The organism is Collimonas sp. OK242 (genome assembly GCF_900107095.1).
Lineage (GTDB): Bacteria > Pseudomonadota > Gammaproteobacteria > Burkholderiales > Burkholderiaceae_D > Collimonas.
Map to the genome: position 1 here is coordinate 133,779 of NZ_FNOR01000004.1, position 24,985 is coordinate 158,763.

21 protein-coding genes are annotated in these 24,985 nt (G+C 53.4%); 11 read left to right on the forward strand and 10 right to left on the reverse strand.

All coding sequences use genetic code 11. The features are described from left to right. Positions 1 to 32 precede the first annotated feature (32 nt). From recQ to BLV81_RS05285, 4 genes are all read right to left on the reverse strand, one after another. Positions 33 to 1,880: a DNA helicase RecQ gene (recQ, locus tag BLV81_RS05270; RefSeq protein ID WP_092353146.1), complete on the reverse strand. Its 1,848-nt coding sequence runs from the start codon at positions 1,878 to 1,880 to the stop codon at positions 33 to 35. A gap of 168 nt (positions 1,881 to 2,048) precedes the next feature. Continuing rightward, the gene (locus tag BLV81_RS05275) at positions 2,049 to 2,921 is read right to left on the reverse strand and encodes an undecaprenyl-diphosphate phosphatase (RefSeq protein ID WP_092353410.1); all 873 of its coding nucleotides are present in this window, start codon (positions 2,919 to 2,921) and stop codon (positions 2,049 to 2,051) included. A gap of 451 nt (positions 2,922 to 3,372) precedes the next feature. Continuing rightward, entirely contained in the window at positions 3,373 to 3,951 is a 579-nt protein-coding gene (locus BLV81_RS05280; RefSeq protein WP_092353148.1) for a DUF1439 domain-containing protein, read from the reverse strand. Between the two features lie 45 nt (positions 3,952 to 3,996). Next, complete coding sequence (locus tag BLV81_RS05285; protein ID WP_092353412.1) at positions 3,997 to 4,251, reverse strand: YkgJ family cysteine cluster protein; 255 nt, start codon at positions 4,249 to 4,251, stop codon at positions 3,997 to 3,999. Between the two features lie 238 nt (positions 4,252 to 4,489). Between BLV81_RS05285 and BLV81_RS05290 the strand changes: the two genes are divergently transcribed. The 4 genes from BLV81_RS05290 to BLV81_RS05305 all read left to right on the forward strand — a co-directional run bounded on the left by BLV81_RS05290 (position 4,490) and on the right by BLV81_RS05305 (position 7,640). After that, a complete protein-coding gene (locus BLV81_RS05290) occupies positions 4,490 to 5,149 on the forward strand; it encodes a TetR/AcrR family transcriptional regulator (protein ID WP_092353150.1) in 660 nt (219 codons plus the stop codon). A gap of 136 nt (positions 5,150 to 5,285) precedes the next feature. After that, a complete protein-coding gene (locus BLV81_RS05295; protein ID WP_092353152.1) occupies positions 5,286 to 5,945 on the forward strand; it encodes a protein-L-isoaspartate O-methyltransferase family protein in 660 nt (219 codons plus the stop codon). Between the two features lie 8 nt (positions 5,946 to 5,953). Then, positions 5,954 to 6,277, forward strand: coding sequence for a rhodanese-like domain-containing protein (locus BLV81_RS05300; RefSeq protein ID WP_092353154.1), 324 nt, complete (start codon positions 5,954 to 5,956; stop codon positions 6,275 to 6,277). A 61-nt stretch (positions 6,278 to 6,338) separates the two neighbouring features. Beyond that, positions 6,339 to 7,640 (forward strand): TolC family outer membrane protein, encoded by a 1,302-nt coding sequence (locus BLV81_RS05305; protein WP_092353156.1) that lies wholly within the window; start codon positions 6,339 to 6,341, stop codon positions 7,638 to 7,640. 54 nt (positions 7,641 to 7,694) lie between these two features. On the opposite strand, the gene BLV81_RS05310 is transcribed toward BLV81_RS05305, so the two are convergent. Beyond that, positions 7,695 to 8,330 carry a TetR family transcriptional regulator gene (locus BLV81_RS05310; RefSeq protein WP_092353158.1) on the reverse strand — a complete coding sequence of 212 codons (636 nt, stop codon included), beginning with the start codon at positions 8,328 to 8,330 and terminating at the stop codon, positions 7,695 to 7,697. A 275-nt stretch (positions 8,331 to 8,605) separates the two neighbouring features. On the opposite strand from BLV81_RS05310, the gene BLV81_RS05315 reads away from it, so the two are divergent. The 4 genes from BLV81_RS05315 (at position 8,606) to galE (ending at position 15,566) form a co-directional block, all read left to right on the forward strand. Then, positions 8,606 to 9,802, forward strand: a complete 1,197-nt coding sequence (locus BLV81_RS05315; protein ID WP_092353160.1) for an efflux RND transporter periplasmic adaptor subunit — start codon at positions 8,606 to 8,608, stop codon at positions 9,800 to 9,802. Positions 9,803 to 9,813: 11 nt separating this feature from the next. Continuing rightward, the gene (locus BLV81_RS05320) at positions 9,814 to 12,966 is read left to right on the forward strand and encodes an efflux RND transporter permease subunit (RefSeq protein ID WP_092353162.1); all 3,153 of its coding nucleotides are present in this window, start codon (positions 9,814 to 9,816) and stop codon (positions 12,964 to 12,966) included. Next, a complete protein-coding gene (locus tag BLV81_RS05325) occupies positions 12,959 to 14,398 on the forward strand; it encodes an efflux transporter outer membrane subunit (RefSeq protein WP_092353164.1) in 1,440 nt (479 codons plus the stop codon). Before BLV81_RS05320 ends, BLV81_RS05325 begins: the two co-directional genes overlap by 8 nt. A gap of 145 nt (positions 14,399 to 14,543) precedes the next feature. Continuing rightward, entirely contained in the window at positions 14,544 to 15,566 is a 1,023-nt protein-coding gene (galE, locus tag BLV81_RS05330; RefSeq protein ID WP_092353166.1) for a UDP-glucose 4-epimerase GalE, read from the forward strand. Positions 15,567 to 15,619: 53 nt separating this feature from the next. Here galE and BLV81_RS05335 read toward each other — a convergent pair whose 3' ends face one another. The 5 genes from BLV81_RS05335 to BLV81_RS05355 all read right to left on the reverse strand — a co-directional run bounded on the left by BLV81_RS05335 (position 15,620) and on the right by BLV81_RS05355 (position 21,223). Next, positions 15,620 to 16,864: an O-antigen ligase family protein gene (locus tag BLV81_RS05335; protein WP_255364991.1), complete on the reverse strand. Its 1,245-nt coding sequence runs from the start codon at positions 16,862 to 16,864 to the stop codon at positions 15,620 to 15,622. Positions 16,865 to 16,980: 116 nt separating this feature from the next. Then, positions 16,981 to 17,985 carry a glycosyltransferase family 8 protein gene (locus tag BLV81_RS05340; protein ID WP_255364973.1) on the reverse strand — a complete coding sequence of 335 codons (1,005 nt, stop codon included), beginning with the start codon at positions 17,983 to 17,985 and terminating at the stop codon, positions 16,981 to 16,983. A 277-nt stretch (positions 17,986 to 18,262) separates the two neighbouring features. Beyond that, positions 18,263 to 18,997, reverse strand: coding sequence for a YdcF family protein (locus BLV81_RS05345; RefSeq protein WP_092353169.1), 735 nt, complete (start codon positions 18,995 to 18,997; stop codon positions 18,263 to 18,265). Between the two features lie 10 nt (positions 18,998 to 19,007). After that, positions 19,008 to 20,345: a lipid IV(A) 3-deoxy-D-manno-octulosonic acid transferase gene (waaA, locus tag BLV81_RS05350; RefSeq protein WP_255364975.1), complete on the reverse strand. Its 1,338-nt coding sequence runs from the start codon at positions 20,343 to 20,345 to the stop codon at positions 19,008 to 19,010. Next, complete coding sequence (locus tag BLV81_RS05355; RefSeq protein WP_092353171.1) at positions 20,342 to 21,223, reverse strand: Kdo hydroxylase family protein; 882 nt, start codon at positions 21,221 to 21,223, stop codon at positions 20,342 to 20,344. The genes waaA and BLV81_RS05355 overlap by 4 nt, the downstream gene beginning before the upstream one ends. A gap of 407 nt (positions 21,224 to 21,630) precedes the next feature. Here BLV81_RS05355 and BLV81_RS05360 point away from each other — a divergent pair, with 407 nt between their 5' ends. From BLV81_RS05360 to BLV81_RS05370, 3 genes are read left to right on the forward strand one after another with little or no spacing between them, the layout of a single operon-like run. Then, positions 21,631 to 23,262 carry a glycosyltransferase family 39 protein gene (locus BLV81_RS05360; RefSeq protein ID WP_092353173.1) on the forward strand — a complete coding sequence of 544 codons (1,632 nt, stop codon included), beginning with the start codon at positions 21,631 to 21,633 and terminating at the stop codon, positions 23,260 to 23,262. Then, positions 23,259 to 23,915 carry a hypothetical protein gene (locus BLV81_RS05365; RefSeq protein ID WP_092353175.1) on the forward strand — a complete coding sequence of 219 codons (657 nt, stop codon included), beginning with the start codon at positions 23,259 to 23,261 and terminating at the stop codon, positions 23,913 to 23,915. Before BLV81_RS05360 ends, BLV81_RS05365 begins: the two co-directional genes overlap by 4 nt. Before the next feature lie 58 nt (positions 23,916 to 23,973). Continuing rightward, entirely contained in the window at positions 23,974 to 24,981 is a 1,008-nt protein-coding gene (locus BLV81_RS05370) for a glycosyltransferase family 2 protein (protein WP_092353177.1), read from the forward strand. Positions 24,982 to 24,985: the final 4 nt, after the last annotated feature.

The following is a 24,985-nucleotide window of genomic DNA, read 5'->3' on the forward strand; positions in this document are numbered from 1 at the left end:
TGTCGAGCGCCGCCAAAGCTGCATCTAAAACATTACGCGAATTCGGCAATCAGCTCCACAATTTCCGCGCCATAAGTTTCCAGCTTCTTCTCGCCAACGCCGCTGACGCCGCGTAAATCATCCAGAGAAGCTGGTTGCGCCTTGGCGATTTCACGCATGGTGGCATCGTGGAAGATGACGTAAGCGGGCACGTTGTGTTTGCGCGCAGTCTCGACCCGCCACCAGCGCAATTTCTCGAAAATCGCCTGTTCCAAGGTCGACAGATCCGTTTCGACATAACCCTTCGGCTTGCTGCCGCTACGTTTCTGCTTGACCGGTTTCTGGTATTCCCGCAACTGCACCGCTTGCTCGCCGCGCAGCACCGGCCGCGCCGCATCGGTCAGTTTGAGCGCGCTGTATGCTTCGTGGTCGACCGTGATCAGGCCAAGCGCAATCGACTGCCGCAAGATAGCCCGCCACTCGGCTTCGCTGCGATCGCTGCCGATGCCAAACGTCGACAGCTGGTCGTGACGCCATTGCTTGATCTTGTCGGAGTCTATGCCGCGCAAGACATCCATCACATGCATCGCGCCGAAGCGCTGGTCGACCCGGTATATCGTCGACAGCAACTTCTGCACCACCACCGTCGCATCGAATGACACCGGCGGGCTCATGCAGGTATCGCAATTGCCGCAACGCTCCGAACCCTGGCCGAAATAGTCCAGCAAGCGCACGCGGCGGCAATGCAGGGTTTCGCATAGCCCCAGCATGGCATCCAGTTTCACGCCCAGCACCCGCTTGAAGACCTCGCCGGCTTCCGACTCATCGATCATGCGCCGTTGCTGCACCACGTCTTGCAAGCCATACGCCATCCAGGCATTGGCGGGTCCGCCGTCGCGGCCGGCGCGGCCGGTTTCCTGATAATAGCCCTCGATACTCTTGGGTAGATCCAGATGCGCTACAAAGCGCACATCCGGCTTGTCTATCCCCATGCCGAACGCAATGGTGGCCACCATCACGATGCCGTCTTCACGCAGGAAGCGCCCTTGGTTCCTGGTCCGTTGCGCGTAGTCCATGCCGGCGTGATAGGGCAAAGCCTGGATCCCCTGCTGTCCCAGAAATTCAGCGGTTTCCTCAACCTTCTTGCGCGACAGGCAATACACAATGCCGGCGTCGCCGCCATGCTCGCTTTGAATGAAGTCGAGCAGCTGTTTGCGGCCGTTGGCTTTTTCAACAATCTGATAACGGATGTTGGGGCGATCGAAGGAAGAAACGAAACGCGCGCCCTGCTCAAGTTGCAGGCGCAGCGCAATTTCCTCGCGGGTCTGCTGGTCGGCAGTGGCGGTCAGTGCAATCCGCGGCACGTTCGGAAAACGTTCGTGCAGGATCGACAGCTTGATGTACTCGGGCCGGAAATCATGCCCCCATTGCGATACGCAATGCGCTTCATCAATCGCAAACAAGGCAATCTTGGAAGACTCCAGCAAATCCAGGCAACGCGGCGTCAGCAAGCGTTCCGGCGCCACGTACACCAGATCGAGATCGCCGCTGCGCACGCGGCGTTCGATCTGCGATGCTTCTTCGTAGGTTTGGGTAGAATTCAGGAAGGCGGCGCGCACGCCGACTTCCGCCAGCGCATCGACCTGGTCTTGCATCAACGCGATCAGCGGCGACACCACCACCCCGACCCCATCCCGCAACAATGCCGGAATCTGGTAACACAGCGACTTGCCGCCGCCGGTCGGCATCAGCACCAGCGCATCGCCGCCATTGGCTACATGACTGACAATCTCAGCCTGCTGGCCACGAAAAGATGGGTAACCGAATACCGTTTGCAGTATATGAAGTGCCTGCGGGTCGGAACTGGCGGATGCTTCTGCTGAATCAGGCGAGTGTGGCATTAGTTACTTGAGGATCTTTTATTTCAGAGAATCTCTGATTAATTAGAGGAAGCTCTGAGTAAGCGTAGCGAGCGGTTCAAGTTCAGGGGGAGAAGCGCAGTCGTACGAAAGTACGATGAGCATCGCAGCCCTGAAATTGAATCGCGCAGTAGCTTAGTCAGGGCTTCCTCAGCTAAGGAAGCCGTTATGGACACCGACCAGGAGAAATACTCCCAAAGCGATGCGATAGACGATGAACGGCCAGGTTGAGAATTTCTCCAGGAATTTCATCAGACCCCAGATCGCGCCAAAAGCCGAAATGCTGGCCACCACCAGACCGAAGATTAGCAACATCCAGGTCTCCAGCGGCATATGCAAATGGAACAGCACCAGCAACTCTTTCAACCCGGCCAGCGCAATCGCCGGCAAACCGAGCAGGAAGGAGAAGCGCGCCGCTTCTTCGCGCTTGAAATTAAGGAACAAAGCAGCAGTCAAGGTCGAACCGGAACGCGACACGCCCGGAATCAGCGCACCGACCTGTGCCAGGCCGACGATCACTGCGTCACGCATACGCATCTCGCCGACGGTGCGGCGATGACGGCAACTGACTTCGGCAAGCGCCAGCAGTACGCCCATGGCGATACAGGCATAGCCGATCACGCTCAGGCTGCGCAACGGCGAGCCGCAGGCATTCAGCACATGCGACAGGGACAGTCCGGCAATCCCGATCGGGATCGTCGCCAGGATGATCGCCATCCCCAGCCGGAATGACGGGCTGCTGAAATTGCGTTCACGCACCGCCGCGATGCTGCCGACAGTCACTTCGCGCACATCATGCCAGAAGTAGCTGACCACGGCCGCCAGCGCCGCCAGCTGCATCGCTGCTGAAAAAGCGGAGCCGGGATCATGCCAGCCGAGTATGGCCGGAACGATGCGCATATGCGCGGTGGAAGAAATCGGCAATAGCTCAGAGATCCCCTGAATCACGCCAAGAATCGCAACCTGTAAATAGTCTAGCGATGCAAACCCGATATCGGTACCAGCGGAACATACACTTGCCACAACAATCTCCTGTTCAGGATTCAATGATTACAATTTTTAAAATACCAATGGCTTTTCTTCCGCCTGCCACGCTAGACCAGCCCCATGATGAGCACTTGTAACGCGAGAACAATATCCATGCGGCGGGGGAGTAAAAATAGAAAGAAAATCAAGTTCCGGGGCGAATGATACCGCTCCGGCCGTCGTAAAGCTGCGGGATATTTCTTAAAAACAGCTGACTATTTTACCGGTTCAACCTAGGGCCGGTAGTTGAACGGGTGCGAGTGTGCATTTTTCCGGCCCTCTGGCTAGGCGCGACGACGACGCGGACTGTACTCCGCTAGGAGGAGCAACGACGCCAGCGGGCCGGAAAAATGTGCAATCGCGCCCGTAGCGCTTTCTGCTAAGAGACGAACCTTATGAAACGAAGCAAAATCAATGTTCATACAACATTCCAAGTGTCAGTGAGCGGTCAACTGCCGGGCCTAGGTTCGAATGTAACCACCAGGTTTTCGGGCTTGGTGCCGATTCTTGTCGGCATGAAAGCTACGCCGGCATAACGTAAATCTTCCGGCTTGAAGGTATACAACGGCACCCCGGCCAGCAATTGACGCGCCAGCAAATTACCTATCTGCGTCACTTGCGCGGCGTAGGTATCGTCGAGGCCGTTCAGCATCAGACTGTCCAGTTTGGGTTCCAGCAATGTCACGGCATTGTGTGGATTATCCAGGGTCAGTACACCTGAGATCGCCATCTTGCCGCTCCATGATTTACCTAGCAGGGGCATGGCGACTGTCACATCGGTTGCCATCGACAGGCGATTCTGCTCCGGCGGCAAGCTTAGCAGGGCCTGGCTGGCGGTAATCTCGAACAGGCCCAGATAACGCTGCGAAAACGGCAAACGCTTGTCAACGGATTGCTGCAGTTTAGCCAACGGAAATTCCACATCGCGCGGTCCGATAAGGGCGGCGCAGGACGATAAGAGCAGTGTAATGCATAGCGCCAACACCGCCGGCATAACCTTGCCGGAAGTAAAGTTTCTAGATTGCATACGAATTTTTCCTCTTTCTTTTTCCTGCCGATCATTAGACTGACTCTAGGCAGCGGTCAAACGTTCCAGCATTGCCAGGTAATGCATCGCATGCTCGCGGGAACTGCCGCACATATCCAATGCCGGCTGCAGGCTGGCGCAAACGGCAGGACGATCCGGACTGCCGAAAATCCGGCAGAGATTGGCGGGATCCAGCTGAATACAGCGAACGCCCGCCGGCTTGCCGTCGGGCATGCCAGGGATAGGCGACGAGATCGACGGTGCGGTACAGCATGCGCCGCAATCGGGACGGCAAGTGATGCCTGGCGTACTCAAGCCATACTTTCGACAAGTAATGTATATTTTAAAAACATTTGACGCTCTATAGCATTGCGGATTGAACCGAAGGCCAGATTCTACTTGCAATCCCCCTCCCTACCCCCAAGTTCTAGGGCCTGTTAACATTCGCCTGGTTTTCTTGACACTCCGGCGGTTGCCGCTTACATTACTGACTCAAAAGTCAGTTAATAAATAAGCTAAGTATATTGCCAAGGCATTCATGAACTGCCCTTTCAGCTCCAAACCCCGCTGGGCCAGACGCAAAGAAGCACGTCCACAGGAATTGCTGGCGGCCGCGCTGGATTTGTTTGTCGAACGCGGCTTTGCCGCCACCCGGCTGGGCGATGTCGCAACCCGGGCTGGCGTCTCCAAAGGAACGCTGTATCTGTACTTTGAGAACAAGGAAGAATTGTTCAAGGCAGTGGTGCGCGAAAACATGCTGCCGCTGCTGGATGAAGCTGACGACATCATTGGCGGCTACCACGGCTCCAGCGCCGATCTGTTCCGTGACATCATCCTGGTCTGGTGGGAGCGTATCGGCGCCACCAAACTGGCCGGGATCACCAAACTGATGATGGCCGAATCGGGCAATTTTCCCGAACTGGCGACCTTCCATCGCGAAGAAGTCAGCATGCGCGGCAACGCCATGCTGGTGCGCCTGCTGCAGCGTGGCATCGAGCGCGGCGAATTTCGTGCGATCGATGTCCACCAGACCGCCAATGTACTGGTCGCGCCGGTCATCATGCTGATGATGTGGCAGCAACCTCTCAATCCCTGCCACGTCGAAGCCGTCAACCCGGAAACTTATCTGAACAGTTTTATCGACCTCTGCCTGCATGGCTTGCTTAGCCGGCCCATGCCTGCTCCAGCCGAACTATGAGTAAGCGCAGACCCTTCTTGCATGCGATCCCAGGCTGCGCAGCCTGGGATCGCTGTATTTACCGTACCGCGCAATAGGTTTTTGAGGGTGGCCTTTGATAGAATGAGCCCTTTATTTTCACTACCGAGCCTTAACCATGAATATCGAACAAGCCCGCTTCAACATGATCGAACAGCAAATTCGCCCTTGGAATGTGCTGGACCTGGACGTTCTGGAGCTGCTCACGGTAGTACGGCGTGAAGAATTCGTTCCAGCCGCGTACAAGAGCCTGGCGTTTTCCGACACTGAAATCCCCCTGCCAGGCGGCGAAAACATGCTGGCGCCTAAGATTGAAGCACGTCTGCTGCAAGAAGCTGCCGTAAAGAAACATGAGCAAGTGCTGGAAATCGGCGCCGGCTCCGGTTACATGGCCGCGTTGCTGTGCTACAAGGCCCGGCATGTTACGACGGTTGAAATCGATCCCGAGCTGAAAGCATTGGCGGCAAACAACCTGGCTGCCTACGGCATCACCAATGTCGAGGTTGCACTGGGCAACGGCGCCCAAGGCTGGGACCAGAGCGAAACCAAGAGCTACGACGCGATCGTGATCTCCGGTTCGCTCGCCGCCCTGCCGGACGCTTTCCTCAAGCAGCTCAATGTCGGCGGCCGGATTGTGGCAATCCTCGGCGAAGCGCCGGTGATGACGGCACAAATCATTACCCGCACTTCTGAAAGCAACTACAGCGCGCGCCATCTGTTTGAAACCGATGTCAAGCCGTTGCGTGAAGCCGCCGTTCATTCCCACTTCAAGTTTTAAGCCAGCGCATGCAACATCTCACAGCCTCAGAACTGGCCGCCTGGATCGCCGATCCGCAACGTCCGACGCCATTGTTGCTGGATGTGCGCGAACCGTGGGAATACGAGACTTGCCACATAGATGCAGTGCGGCTGATGCCGATGCAAACGGTGCCCGCGCATCTGCATGACCTGGAAGAGGATCAGGCGATCGTCTGCATCTGCCATCACGGCGCGCGCAGCATGCAGGTCGCGGCTTTTCTCGAGCGTCACGGATTTTCTGCCGTCAGCAACCTGACCGGTGGCATCCATGCATGGGCGCAGCAGGTGGACCCAGGGATGCCGACCTACTAGACATAGGCACACCGACATATAGATATATGGATCGACCTGCCGCACTGTTCCGGAGAGTGTAATGCGCAATACCCTGATGGCTTCGTTGGTCGCTAGCGCATTGCTGGCCGTGAATGCGCAAGCAGTCGATCTGGTACAGACGTATCAGCAAGCGTTGGCCAACGATCCCTCGTATACCAGCGCGCGCTATGCGCTGAGCGCCAACAACGAAGCTGGTGTACAGGGCCGCGCCGGCCTGTTGCCGACGGTCGGCTTCGGCGGCAATTACAGCCGTGCCGGGGAATCCTGGAAGACCGTCACCAACAATTACAGCTTGCAGCTGACCCAGCCGCTGTTTCGTCCGGCCTATTGGCAGCAATACCAGGAAGGCAAATTATCGGTGGCCGCCGGCGAAGTCCGATTTGCCCAGGCTCAGCAGGATTTGATATTGCGCGTCAGCCAGGCTTATTTTGACATCTTGACGGCGCAAGACGTTTTGGCATCTCTGCAAGCCCAGGAAAGTGCGATTGCCGAGCAGCTGGCTTCCGCCAAACGCAATTTCGACGTCGGCACCGCTACCATTACCGATACCAACGAGGCGCAAGCCAGCTACGATCTGGTGATCGCGCAGGAAATCGCGGCCAAAAACAATCTGGAAGTCGGCCGCAACGTGCTGCAACAGATTATCGGCAAGCCGCCGGCGCCGCTGGCGACCTTGCGCCCCGGTGTCCAGCTGAGCGCGCCGCAACCGGCGGCGATTGAAAACTGGGTCAGCAGCGCCGAGCAACAGAATTTCGGTGTGATCGGCCAGGAAATTGCGCTGGATACGGCGCAGCATGAGATCAAGAAAAGCCGTGCCGGCCATCTGCCTACGGTCGATCTGGTGGCTAGCCGCACGCATTCGGATGTCAGCGGCAGCCCTATTCCTTTTTACAATATCTCGCAAATGTCCAACTCGATCGGCGTGCAATGGACCATTCCCTTGTATGCCGGCGGCGCTGTCAACAGCAGCGTGCGGCAGGCGGTGGCGCTGGAAGACAAGGCGCGTTCCGATCTTGAAAATGCGCGCAGAACCGCGGCGCTAAATGCGCGCCAGGCCTTTCTCGGCGTCAGCAGCGGTTTGGCGCAGATCAAGGCGTTGGAGGCCGCGGAGATTTCCAGCCAGTCATCGCTGGATTCGAATCGGCTGGGTTACCAGGTTGGCGTGCGCATCAATATCGATGTACTGAACGCGCAACAGCAATTGTTTTCCACTCGCAGGGATTTGGCAAAGGCGCGTTACGATACGCTGATGAACAGCCTGAAACTCAAGTCAGCGGTGGGCACTTTGAAAGAAGAAGATCTGCAGCAGATTAATGCCTTGCTGGCGCCTGCGGTGTATTAAGAAAGATAATTGATACCGATGCCGCCAAGCAATGACTTGACCGGCGCCGGCCGGCTATATTTTCCGTAATGGCGGTGCGGTTTCCAGCATATAGATACATAAATCTACCAGTCTTTCGGTATGCGCTCCCAGATCAAAGCTGTCCGGTTTAAACAACCAGTTATCCAGGAATCCTGACAGCAGTGCCTGCACCGATACAGCACCCAATTCGGTGTCCAGATTACGCGGCAACTGGCCCTTGGCGACAGCGTAGCGCAGAATGCGCTGGATATTCATCCGGCCCTTTATAAAGCATTCCTGCTGACGCATATAAATAGGATCTTCAGGATCGACAAATTCGCATTTATTTAAAATGATGTCGAAAATCTTGCGCGTCTGCGGATTGTGCACCGCTTCTTCCAGTGCAAACAGACACCAGCTACGGAACTGACCCAGCGGATCTACAGCACTCTCGTCGGCGCTGTTGGTGATCAGGGCTTCCATCGGCAAGCGAAACTGCTCGCACATGGCGTCGAATAAATCGCTCTTGTTCTTGAAATGCCAATAAATCGCACCGCGTGTTACCCCTGCGGCGCTGGCTACATCAGCCAGCGATGTTTGTGACACGCCGCGGGTATGAAACACGTCGACAGCAGCATCCAAAATGCGGCTGCGCGTCTCCAGTGCTTCTTCTTTGGTACTTCTAGCCATTTTGAGCCGACCTCCAAACTGTTAGGATACTTTGCATGTTTTTGTGCATCTGCAGCAAATAATTAAACGGCAACAAACCGCAACATATGCAAAACACATACATTCATGTATGTATGTATAATAGCAGGATTCCGGCTGTCCCACCCGCTTTCAGGCAATGCATCCGGTGCATCAAAGCAATTACTTATATATCCTATGTCATTTCCAGAAGCAGAGTTACCTGTCAGATTTGCAGTCTTTCCTCAGTCTTTCTTCAATTACCGTGCGAGAATTTTATGAATTCAGTTAGCTCCATCAATCGTCTCACGCGTATCACCCTGGCTATCGCGGTATTGTCCGCTGTCGCCGCCTGTGGCAAAAAACCTGACGCCCAGGGCGCGCCGCCGCCAGCCGGTGTTTCCTTCATCACCATCGCGCCAGAACGCCTGGCCCTCACGACTGAATTGCCGGGTCGGCTGGAATCTACCCGTATCGCTCAAATCGGCGCACGCGCAGCCGGCATCGTGCTCAAGCGCGACTTCCGCGAAGGCAGCGATGTGAAAGCCGGTCAAACCTTGTATCAGATTGATCCGGCGCCATTGCGGGCCGCTTACGACAGTGCGCAAGCATCATTGGCTAGAGCCGAAGCAAATCTGACTACTGCAACGTTGAAAGCGCAACGCTATAAGCCACTGGTGGAAGTCAACGCCGTCAGCAAGCAGGAGTATGACGACACCGTTGCGGCGCAGAAGCAAGCTGCGGCAGATGTTGCATCGGCCAAGGCCGCCCGCCAGACCGCCAGCCTCAATCTCGGTTACGCGACTGTGACCTCGCCAATTTCCGGCCGCATCGGCAAGGCATTGGTTACCGAGGGCGCGCTGGTAGGTCAAGGTGAAGTGACTCAACTGGCAGTCGTGCAGCAAATCGATCCGATCTACGTCAACCTGACCCAGTCCAGCACCGACATTCTCAAACTGCAGCAAGCAATGAAGAGCGGCCAGTTGCAAAGCGCCGGTCAAGGGCAGGCTAAGGTGACGCTGGTGACCGAAGATGGCCGCCCTTATCCGCAATCGGGCAAATTGCTGTTTTCCGATTTGACGGTTGACGCCAACACTGGCGCAGTCACCTTGCGCGCAGAATTCCCGAACCCTGATCACAGCCTGTTGCCGGGCATGTACGTGCGCGCCAAGCTGGAACAGGCAGTTAACGCTTCTGCCTTGACAGTGCCGCAACAAGCCGTGCAGCGTGACCTCAACGGTTCTTCGGTATTTGTTGTCGGCTCCGACAACAAGGTGGCGGTACGTCCGGTTACGGCCGATGTTGCGCAAGGCGATAAATGGATCGTCAGCGACGGCTTGAAAGCCGGCGACAAGGTGATCGTCGAAGGCATGCAAAAGGTCAAGCCGGGCGCGGTGGTGAAACCAACGCCATGGAACCCGACTGCTGCCGCTACCGCCGCGGCCGCAGCTCCAGCTGCCTCAACTGCTAAATAAGGAGCCTATTAATGGGCAAGTTTTTCATCGATCGCCCCGTATTTGCGTGGGTGCTGGCGATATTCATCCTGCTCGGGGGTGCATTGGCCATCACGCAATTACCGGTGGCCCAGTATCCCTCGATTGCACCGCCGACGATTGTCGTTAACGCCACCTATCCTGGCGCAACTGCGCAAACTCTCGACGATAGCGTTACCAGCCTGATTGAACAGGAAATGAACGGCGCCGATGGTTTGCAATATATCGAGTCGCAAAGCCAGGCTAACGGCACGGTAGCTATCACCGTGACGTTCTCGCCTGAAACCAATGCCGACCTGGCAGCAGTGGACGTACAAAACCGCTTGAAGCGAGTGGAAGCTCGCCTGCCGGCGGCGGTCACGCAGCAAGGTGTGCAAGTCACCAAGTCGCGCAGTAACTTCCTGATGTTTATCGGTCTGTCATCGAGTGACGGCAAGCTCGATCCGATTGCGCTCGGCGATTACCTGTCGCGTAACGTGCTGAACGAAATCAAACGTGTGCCGGGCGTTGGCCAAGCTCAGTTGTTCGGTACCGAACGCGCCATGCGGATCTGGATTGATCCGGCCAAACTGGTCGGCCTCAATCTGACGCCAGCCGATGTGACGGCTGCGATCACGGCACAAAATGCTTTGGTCGCAGGCGGCACTATCGGCGATTTGCCTAGCCCCGGTACCCAGCAGATCTCCGCTACCGTGGTTGTCACCGGCCAGCTGAATACCGTTGAACAGTTCGGCAATATCCAATTGCGCGCCAATGCGGATGGCTCGGTGGTGCGCCTGCGCGACGTTGCCCGTATTGAAATCGGTGGCCAGTCTTATGCGACTGCCGGCCGGCTCGACGGCAAGCCGACTTCCTTCGTCGGCGTGCAATTGTCGCCAACCGCCAACGCGCTTGGCACCGCTACCGCAGTCCATGCCAAGATGGCAGAACTGTCGAAGTACTTCCCTGCCGGCGTCACATATACCATTCCTTACGACACCTCGAAATTCGTCAAGATTTCGATCGAAGAAGTGGTCAAGACCTTGGTAGAGGCGATCATCCTGGTGTTCCTGGTGATGTATCTGTTCCTGCAAAACATCCGCTACACCTTGATTCCGACGCTGGTCGTACCGGTCGCGCTGATGGGTACTTTCGCCACCTTGCTGCTGTTCGGCTTCTCGATCAACGTGCTGACCATGTTCGGCATGGTGCTGGCGATCGGTATCCTGATCGACGATGCGATCGTGGTGGTGGAAAACGTCGAACGCATCATGAGCGAAGAAGGTTTGTCGCCGCGCGATGCAACCCGCAAGGCGATGGGCCAGATTACCGGCGCACTGATCGGTATCACCCTGGTGCTGATCGCGGTGTTCATCCCGATGGCGTTCTTTAGCGGTGCGGTCGGCGCCATCTATCGCCAGTTCTCGCTGTCGATGGTAGCTTCGATGGTGTTCTCGGTATTGATGGCATTTACGCTGACGCCAGCGCTGTGCGCCACCATCCTGAAACCGGTGGAAGCCGGACATCACCATGAGAAAACGGGCTTCTTCGGCTGGTTCAACCGCAGGTTCAGCGCTGCCACCAACGGCTATCAAGGCGTAGTCGCCAAGATGCTGACGAAGACCGGCCGTTACCTGCTGATATATGGCGCGATCCTGATATGCGTCGGCTTGCTGTATGCACGCTTGCCGGCATCGTTCCTGCCGGCCGAAGATCAGGGCTACATCGTCACCAACGTGCAATTGCCTTCCGGCGCCAGCAGCAACCGCACCCTGGAAGTCATCAAGACGATTGAGGACTATTACGCGAAATTGCCTGGCGTCGCCCATGTGGTGGCCATTACCGGTTTCAGTTTCTCCGGTAACGGCCAGAATGCCGGCCTGGTATTCACGCCGCTCAAGGACTGGAGCGAACGTGGGCCGGATCAGTCGGCCGACGCGATTGCGGGCAAGGCATTTGGCGTGTTCTCGCAAATCAAGGACGCCATCGTCTACCCGCTGAATCCGCCGCCGATTCCGGAACTGGGTAACGCCACCGGCTTTACCTTCCGTCTGCAAGACCGTTCGGGACAGGGGCATGCTGCGCTGACCGCGGCGCGTAACCAAATGCTGGGCATGGCGTCGCAAAGCAAAATCCTGGCTGGCGTTCGTCCCGAAGGCCTGGAAGATGCACCCCAGTTGCAACTCGATATTGACCGCGACAAGGCCAATGCCCTGGGCGTCTCGTTCAACGCCATCAACAGCGTGCTGTCGACTGCGCTTGGATCTTCCTACGTCAATGACTTCCCTAACCAGGGACGTCAGCAACGGGTAATCGTGCAAGCCGATTCACCGCAACGGCTGCAACCGGAAGACCTGGCCAGGCTGTATGTCAAGAACACTCAAGGAACCATGGTGCCGTTCTCGTCGTTCACCAGCTCGCACTGGACCAATGGTCCGGTACAACTGACACGCTACAACGGCTATCCGGCGATGAAAATCTCCGGCGGCGCTGCACCTGGCCATAGCACCGGCGAAGCCATGGATGAGATGGAAGCATTGACTGCCAAACTGCCTCCTGGCTTCGGCTTTGAATGGACCGGCCAGTCGCTGGAAGAAAAGACTTCCGGCTCGCAAGCGCCGATGCTCTACGCATTGTCGCTGCTGGCGGTGTTCCTGGTGTTGGCGGCCTTGTACGAAAGTACTTCCATCCCGCTGTCAGTGATGCTGGTGGTGCCGCTGGGGATTCTCGGCGCACTGCTGGGCGTGACCTTGCGCGGCATGCCTAACGATGTCTACTTCAAGGTCGGGATGATTACCGTGGTCGGTTTGTCGGCGAAGAACGCGATTCTGATTATCGAATTCGCGAAAGACCTGCAGGCGCAAGGCAAGGGTCTGATCGAAGCGACGCTGGAAGCGGTGCATCTGCGGTTCCGGCCGATTCTGATGACCTCGTTCGCGTTCATCCTGGGCGTGTTGCCGCTGGCGATCAAGACCGGCGCCGGCTCAGGCAGCCAGCGCGCAATCGGTACCGGCGTGATGGGCGGCATGATCACAGCGACAGCCTTGGCGGTGTTCCTGGTGCCGGTGTTCTTCGTGGTGGTGCGCAAGTTCTTCAAAGGCAGCGAACGCCAACGGAAGATGTATGCGGCCAACAAGAAAATAGATGTGGAGAATCAGCATGTTTAATATGGCAATGACGGCGTACTTACCCAAGCAGCTGACCGGCGCCCTGCTGCTGGCAGGGGTCCTCTCGGGTTGCACCATGGCGCCAACCTACGTACGGCCGGAAGCGCCGGTGGCCGGCAGCTATCCGGCTGCTGCCGACGGCCAGGCGCAACTGGAAGCGGTGGCGCTCGGCTGGCGCCAGTTTTTCCCTGACCAGCGTCTGCAGGCGCTGATCGCATCGGCGCTTGAAAACAACCGCGACCTGCGCACCGCAGCCTTGAATATCGAGCAGGCGCGCGCCCAGTACGACATCACCGCATCCGATGCGCTGCCACATTTGAACGGCAACTTCAGCCGCACTCGCGGCCGTACAGCGGCCGATCAACTGGTTCCGGGCCAAGCCGCGGTCGGCACTGCCTATTCGGTCGGCTTGAACATGACCTCTTTCGAACTGGACTTCTTTGGCCGTGTCCGCAGCTTGAAAGATGCCGCACTGGCCAGCTACCTGGCGACCGAGGAAGCACGTCAGTCCGCGCAAATCAGCCTGATTTCGCAGGTTGCGCAAGCTTACCTGGCCGAGCAGTCGTTCGCCGAACAGCAACGGTTGGCGCAGCAAACCCTGGATAGCCGGCTAGACGACTACCAGCGGGACAAGTTGCGCTTTGATGTCGGCGCATCATCCGAGCTTGATCTGCGCAATTCCGAGACTTTGGTGCAAGCAGCCCGCGTGTCGCTGACTACGCTGGCGCGCCAGCGCGGCCAGGCCACCAACGCATTGGAGCTTCTGGTCGGCAAGCCGCTGGGTGAGTTGCCGGCGCCGCAATCGTTGTCGGATGAACAGATCGTCACCGATATTCCGGCCGGCCTGCCTTCCGATCTGCTGACACGCCGTCCTGATATCCGTGAGGCGGAACAGCAATTGCGCTCCGCCAATGCCAACATCGGCGCCGCCCGTGCCGCCTTCTTCCCCACCATTTCGCTGACGGCCGGGATCGGCAATTCCAGCACATCGCTCGGCAGCCTGTTCTCGGCAGGCAGCCGTACCTGGTCTTTTGTGCCGCAGTTGACCTTGCCGATTTTTGAGGGTGGACGTAATCGCGCCAACCTGTCGCTGAGCGAGATCCGCAAGAATCTGGCGATTGCCAACTACGAGAAAACCATACAGAGTGCATTCAGGGAAGTGGCCGATGCGCTGGTTGCCCGTGGTACGCTGGAAGATCAGCTGGCGGCTCAGGATGCGTTCGTCAAAGCGCAGGAACAACGGGTGAAATTAACCGATCTGCGTTACAAGAATGGCATCGCCAGTTCCACCGATCGCCTCAACGCGGAGCGTGATCTGTTCTCGGCACAACAGGCGCTGATCCAGACGCGGCAGTTGCGTTTGAACAACGCGATTGACCTGTATCGTTCGCTGGGTGGCGGGTTAAATGAAAATACCCTGGCGGCCAAGTAGTAATTTGGCGGGATTTCAGTATTGATCCAAATATAAAGGCGCCGCACTTGTGCGGCGCTTTTTTTACCACTACAGTTTGCCCATGTACCCAATAGAGCCAGTGAGCAATTTTCGAATTTGCAAGTCAAACTGAAATAAATTCCCTATGAAGAAAACTATTCTCTTAACCGGCGCTACCGGATATATCGGCTCCCATACCTGGTGTACCCTGATTGAGGCCGGATATGACGTTATCGGTTTGGATAATTTGTGCAACAGCAGTATTGAAGTTATTCAACGGATTTCTACGATTACTCAGACAAAATTGAATTTTGCCGAAGGCGATGTACGGGATAAATCTCTTCTCAATGCAATTTTTTCACAAAACAGAATTGATGCAGCCATTCATTTTGCCGCGCTGAAATCGGTGGGAGAATCAGTAGCACTTCCGCTCGCTTATTACGATACGAATTTGAACGGCCTGTTAAGCTTGTGCATGGCTATGGCGCAGCATGAGGTGAAAACCCTGGTATTCAGTTCATCTGCCACGGTCTACGGCGATCCCGAATCCGTACCGATTAAAGAGACTGCCTCTTTAAAGACGGCCAGTCCGTATGGCCAAACCAAATTGATGAGCGAGCAGATTTTGCGCGACCTGGAATGTTCAGACCATGAATGGAACATCGGCTATTTGCGCTATTTCAATCCGGTTGGCGCTCATGAGAGCGGGCTGATCGGCGAAAATCCACGCGGCGTGCCCAACAATCTGATGCCTTATGTGGCACAAGTTGCCGTTGGAAAACTGGACAAATTACGCATATACGGCGGCGATTATCCTACCCCGGATGGGACTGGAGTACGCGACTACATACATGTGATGGATTTAGCAGAAGGGCATGTGTCGGCATTGTCACATTTGCTTGACGACCGATCCGGCAATGCATCGTTCACAGTCAATCTTGGCGCTGGACGCGGCATCAGCGTTCTTGAGGTGATACACGCTTATGAAAAAGCATGCGGGCGCCCGATTCCCTATGAGATTGTAACAAGGCGCCCAGGCGACGTCGCCGCCTACTATGCGGATCCGTCTTTAGCTGCGGACATCCTTGATTGGCACGCCACTCGGGGGATAGACACCATATGCAGCGACTCATGGCGCTGGCAAACCATGAATCCAAACGGGATGTGACTCCAGGAGGCTTTCCTGTTAGTTTCCTGTAAGCATTAACAAATGTTCAAGAATCAAGAACGAAGCGGCTGCTCCCCTTCAAGGGATTTTTTGCGTTTTATTATGTATGTCAAGAAAAAAGCAATACTCAAAACATAGTATGGATAAATCTCCCACCACAAAAATACAACGTCAACCAAGCCCAGGACGATAAAGCCAAGACAGAGTGCTATTCCCATGCCAGCTGTATATCGAACCTCATGGTCATCATTGCGTATATCACGTAAAAAATAATATGCCGGGGTGAAATATAATGCCAATAATGCGAACAATCCGAATATGCCCAGCTTCGACATCATGAATAATACTTCGTTATGCGAATGTGGAAAAGTTGCCGCGAATGGCGTAATAATATTTCGCTTGGACAACTCCTCTAAAGCTTTTGGAAAACCCTCTACACCAACCCCGGTAAGCGGATGTTCAGTGAACAGTACCCAGGATCCTCGCCATAGTTGAAGGCGAATGCCAAGGGAGGTGTCAACATTTTCACCCCCGGAATATTGAGTCATATCACTTTCAGCAACGGACATCCGCTCTTTTACAATTTGACCGTAGTGGGAAACGGCAGTAATTAATATTACAAAAAAAACTATGACTGATAGTTTGTAACTGCTAGGGATGTTTTTTGTCACCAGGCCGGCAATCACAATAAAAACCGGGATCGTAAGCCAGACGCCACGTGATTGCGATAAGTACGCCGCATACAAGCCGGCGCATAGCGCTACAATTTTGAAGAATATAGTTATTTTGTTGCCGGGATTATTCCACGAGATCGACAATGCCGAGAAAACACCCAGCAACAATGCCATTTCGGAAAAAATTATAATGGGAATGAAATCTGTTCCATAACGTAAGGCTCCACCGCCGGTCAGGATATGGATTTTGACAGCGGACAGAATTGCGCCGATGACCAAGGCCCATTGCACCTGCTTCATATATCTGATCGGTAAAAACGAGACAATCCAAAAAATCAGCCCAAACATCGCAAGCCGAAGGAGCGGATCGTATGTTCTGCCCATAAAATTACCAGATGCAACCTGATTCGCAAATACGGCAACCAAGGGAGCGCACATTGCCAGATTAAGCGGCCAATAATCTTTCATCAGTTGACCAAATGATTTGCCGTCCGGACGTTTTTTAATGACAAGCAAGATCAGGCTCAATACCAGCATTAAGGCAAAGAGTAGCCCGGCCGCGCGATCTACAACTAATGCCAATATATAAAAAGCTATGATTATGGCAATAATCAAATATTTCATGTAACGCAAGTGCTTCTCCGATTTACGAACATTCCAGTACAAACATGAACAAATAATTTTATCGCTTTTAACGACTGCTACTTCGACTCAACTTCACATTAGATATAAAAAAATATTCATGATTTCGTATATTTCTTTACATCATGAATAAATTTCATCCATAAATATTTCATATGCCACCCGACTCCTTCGGCGACTCTGTGTTGTTTAATCAGGAATTTTGAAAACAATTTCAATTCTCTTGTACTTTTCGGCTGATCCAAGGGCATATCAGCCCAAGAAGACATTAACTGGTATTCGATAAATATGGATTTTGCTTCGTGCAGGCACCAGGCTTGCCAAGGCTTTACCGGGCCTGTGAAATGCATGAATACAAATGGCTCCGTAACATTCAGACGTGTACCGCCTTTACTGAGAAAATCCACCAGGTGGTAACGGTAATTCCATTTTTCATCAATGAATTTTGTATGCCCATTAAGTACGACATTTAATGCATCCTGATCTGCGAAGCGCAATTCTTGGGTTGAAAGAATAATGAGCGCCTTATTTTGGATATCGTTCGCTACCCAATTATTCACATCAATGTACATCACTCCCGCATTAAAATATTCATGATGCTGCAGATGCAATGCCGCAACCTGCGTCTTTACGGTGGTTTCAAGTTCATCATGAACAACTGCGGCAATGCAATTCTTCATTTCAACAGACAATAAATCCTGAATTTTACCCATGCACAAGATATCGGCATCAAGATACAGGACTTTGTCGGTTATTCCATGTAGTAAATTGGGGATTAATATCCGGACAAATGTGCCAAGCGGGTGCTGCGAGAAACAAGGAAATTGAGAGAATTCAGACAATATATCAGTATGCAGGAGATGAATTACTATGGAAGTATTACAACTTCTTTCCAATTCCTCTAAGCGGCGCCGACTATCATCTGTAATGGAAAATGCGAAGACATGAAAAATGAAAACCATGTCAGGATTATTTTTAACAATAGAGGTAATATTGACGCCCATACCGCGGAAATAATTAGTGTCAACACCGAAGGCCACATGCACAACATCGGAATTGAGAATAATATCTGAAGCAGAGTTACAAGACGAAATGGCACCCAATTGCAATCCTTACTGACTTATATTGGTTGAATCCTCAAACTTCAAGGATAAAAACTTAATCACACGAAATTTATAAAAAAACACGAACTAGAAAGCAATCCATTGAGACTGCTTTTTTTTCAGGTAGCGAAGGATAGCAAACTTGGGTTCTCCATGTCATTAAAACGCGTTATGCGTCAATGACTTACAAAACTGCGCGGGTCCGGATCTTGGCCGAAATTGGAGTTAGCTCGCACTCACGCAGTTCCGGTTAGCTGCCAAAAATCCCGTCGCCCCGCTACCAAAGTAGTCCCAGCCATTCGTGCAACGCATATCCGCTACGCCGCATACCCTCGCCAGACGGCAGGAAACTCAGCAGAGTAAGGCGCTCCACTGTTGGGGCGGCGACCACCCTCAGCCCGGTCTGAGCGAACAGCAGCCGAGCGCGCTGCATATGCACCGCATCCGTCACCAGGATGATTTCTTTCACATTCGCCAGTCTTAACATCTCGGCGGAGAATTTTGCATTTTGCCTGGTATCGTCAGACGCCCCTTCGAGCCACCTTACCGGCGTCGCAAAATCGTCGCGCAAACTGTTTGCCATCACGGCCGCTTCCGTTACCGTCGAGCCGTCAGGCTTACCGCCTGACACCAATATCGGCAGCCCGGTCTGGCGCTGTATCTTCGCGCCATAACGCAAACGCGCCAGGGTCCAATAGTTTGGCGTATCGTCACCGTCATATTCCGGTGCATTTCCCAGCCTGCCCCCACCCAGTATGACAATCGCCTGCGCGCCATCTGCCGCGCCCGCCGCCATCGGTGGCGCACGTTGCTCCAGCGGCGTCACCAGCAACAAAGCGCCGGCCTTGCTGCTGAATACTGCCAGCAACAGCAACGACGCCAGACTTACGGCCATGCCGACGCGTGGATGAGTCCGTCGCAGCAGCAAGCCGGCGATGCACAACAAGATCAGATTGGTTGGCAGCAGTAGCAAGGTACTCAGCAGTTTGGTGGCGATCACAGTTGCATGCATGGCAGAACGATCAGATAAACGGCGCCAGCAAGGCCATGGTGCGCGCTGTTGCGCCACGATGCTGCTGTGCAAAACGAATGGCTTGCCCACTCATCGTCTGACGCTGCTGGTCCGCCTGCAATAATTGTTTTGCAGTCTCCAGCATATTGTCAACGTCGCTCACCCGTTGCGCGGCGCCGGCAGCAATCGCCTGTTCGGTAATATCTGAAAAATTGAAAGTATGAGGTCCGATCAATACCGGCTTGCCGACCGCAAACGCCTCGATCAGGTTTTGCCCCCCCATCGGCAGCAGGCTGCCGCCGATGAATGCCACATCGCACATAGCGTAATAAGCGAACATTTCTCCCATCGAATCGCCGATCAGTACCTTCACTTGCGGCGGCACCGGTTCGTCAGCCAGCCGGGTGCGGCGCAACGGCGGCAATCCCTTTGCTGCCGCCATGTCCGCCACTTCATCGAAGCGCTGCGGGTGACGCGGTACGATGATGGTCAGCAAATTCGTGGTCAACAAATCGGCATAAGCTGGATCCTGGCCGCGCCTGGACAAAGCATCGAGAATCAACTCCTCTTCGCCATCGCGCGTACTGGCGCACAGCAGCACCGGACGATCACCGATCTGTCCTCGCATCGCAGCGCCGACGGCCAACAAGGCAGGAGAAGGCGTGACGTCGAACTTGAGGTTGCCGGTCACTTGCACGTTGTTGCCGCCGAGTTGCCGCAAACGTCCGGCGTCTGCTTCGGTTTGCGCGCCAACGCAGGACATGCCGCCGGCAGCCTCGGTCATCAAGCTAGAAAAACGTTTGCCGCGACGCAGGGAACGCGCCGACAGACGCGCATTCACCAGCGCCACCGGCACCTTGTAGCGTCCGCACTGGGCGATCAGGTTCGGCCACACTTCGGTTTCCATCAGGACGCACAGGCGAGGCGAGAAATGGCGCAGGAAACGCCCTGCCATCCAACCGGTATCGTAGGGCAGAAAACATTGCAGCACCCGTGGCGATTTGCCAAACAAAGCCTGTCCGGTAGCGCGGCCGGTCGCCGTCATATGCGTCAATAGAATTGCGTGCTCTGGATAGGCCTCCAGCATGGCAGCAATCAAAGGCTCGGCAGCGCGCGTTTCACCGACCGAGACCGCATGCACCCACAAGAATTTGCGCGCTGTCAGCGACGGCGCCAGCGGCGGATAAAAGCCGATGCGCTCCGCCACATGCTGGCGGTAACCAGGTTCCTTGCCGCCGCGGCGCCACAAGCGCAGTAATACAAAGGGCAGCGCCAGCCACCATACTGCGGAATACAACAAGCGGATGCGCCGGGCCCGCCCTGCATCAAAACCCGATGCAGCGTTCATTCGGTCAGCGCACGGCCGGTCAAGCGACGCAAAATTGCTAGCGGGCTGGCGTCCGGATCGTATTGCCTGGCTGCCGGCAGATGCAAGGTTTGCTCCATCATGTACTGGCCCGACATGACGGCATGCGGCGTCTGGTCGGAAAAACAGACCCAGACCGATCCAGCGGCAAATGGCTGCGTCAGCTGCGGGCCATCTTTTTGATATGCCAGATCAGATTTCATGGCGTCATGCAATTGCAGCATCAGATGATCGTATTCGCTGCGCAAGGACTTGGTCACATGCAAGGCGTTCAATGCCAGCGCCTGCCAGCGTGAATACGCTTTCACCCTAGGCAAGAAGCGTTGCGCCACATCTTCGAACGGTTCGCCAACCCGCCATACGCGCGGCACGCCGTCCGGATTCACATTGGCGAATACACGCAAGATGCGTTCACCGTAATTGGGCCGCGACGGGAATGCATCGACATGCAGGCGGCGGTCATCGGCGCGCCAGGATTGAGAGCGGGTTTCCACCTGCATCGGCCGATAGCTGGTCGGCGCCATGCGCAACTCGCTGCGCGTATCCGCATAAGCCGGCAGCAAGGAATGGATCAGTTGCTGCGCTTGCGCTCGAAAGCGCCCGATCATGTTGGCCAGCGCCGCCTGATCGGCCGCGTCGCCCAGCGCGCCTTTCAGCTTGCCATTGGCGTCCAGGCTGATATTGCGGCTCTTGGGATCGCGCACCGCCGGTGTCAGGAAGCGCCGTTCGTCGGCCGTAAACGCAAAGCTGAGATGCGGGAAATACAGGATTTTCCCCGCCTCAAGGGCGGAAATCCACGCTGAATTCGGCGTGCTGATCTGCCAGTCGGCAATGTCGATTTCGATAATTTGTTGTTCCATGGCCGTATTATGCCGCGTTGCGATGATGGCGGGAACAGCTGAGACAAGTCACGGTCGGAATAATCCAATGTTGGGGGGGCATTGCCAGAAGGGCTCGCTGAATGTAACGGAATATCAAATGGCTGCCGCCGATGCAGCTATGAAACAATGCTAATTTGCAACTCTTATCAAGCCGACTATGTAGCGCGGCCGCTGCTAGTCCCTATGAACAGCAAACCGAATGCCTTTCATCCCGGCAATACACAATACGATACAATTTAATACAATTAAATACAAAACAGCACAATACGCCATATTCCCCCTTTAAATTTCCTTGAGAATGATATATTTCTTTTCGAACTTGCATATTGATAAATTATCATCAATAATATTTTTCGATCTGCAATTTTAATTGGCCAAGACGGCACATGCTGAAAATAAATAATATTTCCAAGAATTACTCATTTTCAATATTATTAATATCTTTGCTTTTCTTAATCAAAGCACTGTATCTGTCTTTCTACGTAACGCCATTTGCGGCGGTTCCAGATGAAATTGGGCATTTTGCATATACCCAGGATATTGCATATGGAAAAGGCATTCCACTACTGAGCCCCCCATCATCCGGGAAGTCGGTGATAAGTGCCGACGTTATGGGACATGTTGAAAAGACTGCAAATTCCCAGCCTGCATACAACTGGATCGCGCAGCACCCCCCTGTGTATTACGCCATTGCAGCGATACCACTGAAAATAGGAAGCCTGATAATCAATGACCCGGATATTCTTTACCGGTTACCACGTATCGTATCCGCATTGTCAGGAGCCTTACTTTTGCTAGTTCTATTTCGAACTTGCAGGGTTGTCGGATTAGATTCATCACGTTCTACGGCAGTCGCCGCAGCGATTGGTTTCATTCCGATGACATCGCATTTATCTTCAGGCACCAATCACGATATATCGCTTTTTCTCTTTTGCGCGCTCGCCACTCATTTCTTTGCGAAATATATTCTCATTCGAGAAATCAAAGATGCATATCAATGTGCAATATGGCTCGCTATCGCAGGTGGAACCAAAATGATGACTCCACTGGTTCTGATTGCTCCCATGGTATTTATTCTAATTCTGGAACTTTCTGGACCGAACCGGGTTAGACATGCAATAGGAATACTTTTAATTGCAATATCTATACCAGTTATGTGGGCGGCACGCAATTTCATTTATTTTAAGTCTTTTTTTTACACATCTGGAACCGATAGGAAACCAGGACTGGATATTGCATTAAAGCAGAATTTTTCAGATTATATAAACTCACAGCCTGTGTTCGAATCAATAGTCAATTTGTTTTATGGCATGTTCGGCCATATGGCTGCCGGCATGGACCATGTATTTCTTGAATATGATGCATTTCCACGTCATTTAAAATTTATTGGAATTACGGCAGATGGATTGCCACATGATGTATTTTTGGCTCTTTTATTCATTATGGCATGCATCTGCATGGTTTATATTTCAAGGCTTGCATGGTGCTCTTTCAAAGAAAAATCAAAATCCCCAAATAACAATTCCTTAATTTCACAAGCAAACTTTCATCTGATAAATTGTAAATATAAAATTATACTGCTCGCTGCCATTATCTTCCTTGCATGCTATGCTGCAATCTTCATCAGTATCACAAGTTTCAGTAGTTTTATGTTTATTTTATTCTTGCCCATTCCCATATCAATATTTCTGGGAATTGTAGCGATCCCTTTAGTTTTTTACGTCACAGATAGCACTGACAGAATAGCTCTTTACGGATTTGCAATCACGTTATTTTTCGGTTCCGTTTTTTTATATCATATTTATGGTGCCTACCTGGAAGAAGGTGTTTTACGCGCAGCGCAAGGAAGATATTTCTATCCAGTTACTCCATTGATAATTTTATCCGCGGCGATTGTATTGATGCGATTACGCCTCCCTGGATTTATTATCAATACCGGAATTGCATTACTGGCTTGTGCAGAATTGTCTGTTTATATCAATCAAGTCATTCCATTTTATTTAATATATTACCAATGAAATCGTTCAATTCATTTTTCATTCTCGTTTTATGGGTGACCTGCTTTCTAATTTTTATTTTCATTTTTCCAGACGGTTCATATTCAAGAAAATATGAATATTCTGTTCTCCCCCCGCCACCAGTTCTACAGCAAACACCGGCTGGTGAGCTGACAGCTGGCTTTCGTCTTGAGCAACCCATCGATTGGAACTTGATCAACAATTTTAAAAGGCCCGGATCAGACACGCTTTGCATCGATATTTTGTTAGCAAATTACAACAATCGAGACAATACAGGTACTTTTGCCGTGAGCTTGCGAGCAGGACATTTTTCACAAAAAATCTTGTTCAATACCCGTCAGGTGCACGACAACGCTTATCAGCGTTTTTGTTATGATGAATTGCCCCTGCAAAATATCGCAGATAAGCCCGCCGCGCTGGTCCTTGAGGGGATAGATAGCCCGGCTGGCAAAGCCGTTACAGCCTGGATGACATCAGACACAACCAGGGGGAAAGCGCGTCGTGATAATCGGGAATTAGATTGGAGTCTTATGTTCTCCATTGACGCGGTTACAGAGTCGAACAAGAGGCGTACGCAGGCCATCATCCTGACCCTGCTCTGCGGCTTAAGCGTTTCGATATTGTTTTGGCCCTCAAAAAACAAATTGTACTGATACAAGATAGTGGAAATGTATCGTATAGCAGCATCTAATATAAAAGAAACGGAACGACGTGAAGCTGATTATCCAGATCCCTTGTTATAACGAAGCCGGGACCCTCGCCATTGCGCTTGCTGCCTTACCCAGAAAAATCTTGGGATTTGATAGCGTCGAATGGTTAATCATTGACGACGGTAGTAGTGACGACACGATTAAGATAGCCCGAGAAAACGGTGTCGACCATGTAGTACGCCATACTCGTAATCAGGGCTTGGCGCGCGCGTTCATGAGCGGACTGGAGGCATGCCTGCACCTGAAAGCGGATGTTATTGTCAACACCGATGCCGATAATCAATACAATGCGGATGATATCCCCGCACTTACTGCGCCTATTGTCGCTAAGCAAGCCGATATCGTAGTGGGTGCACGCCCAATTGAAGCGATTGAACATTTTTCGCCGTGGAAAAAAATGCTGCAAAAACTGGGCAGCTGGGTGGTACGTGTCGCCAGCAAGACTGACATCCCCGACGCCGCCAGTGGCTTTCGCGCTATCAGCCGCACTGCGGCCCAAAGCCTGACAGTTTTCAGTAACTACACCTACACACTCGAAACCATCATCCAGGCCGGGCAAAAAAACATGAGTATCACCTCGGTTCCCATCCGGGTGAACGCGGACCTGCGGCCGTCACGCCTGGTCAAAAGCATCTCATCGTATGTGTGGCGCAGCATAGTCACCATTGTAAGAATTTTCGTCATCTATCGTCCTTTTCGCTTTTTCGGAACGATTGGCGCCATATTGTTCAGCGCAGGCCTCTTGATTGGTTTGCGGTTCATGTGGAAGTACATCGGTGGCGAAGGGGCGGGGCACATTCAGTCCTTGATTCTGGTAGCTGTCTTATTGGTAATGGGATTTCAGACCTTGCTGGTAGCTTTTTTGGCGGATATGTTGGCAGCCAACCGAAAATTGACCGAAGACGTGCGCTTTCGATTACGAGCTGGCAAAGACGCAAACGCAATATTGGATCGCTCGATTGATCGGGATATGCAATCGTTGACGCCGCTTGATGACATGGCTGCTTAAGCAG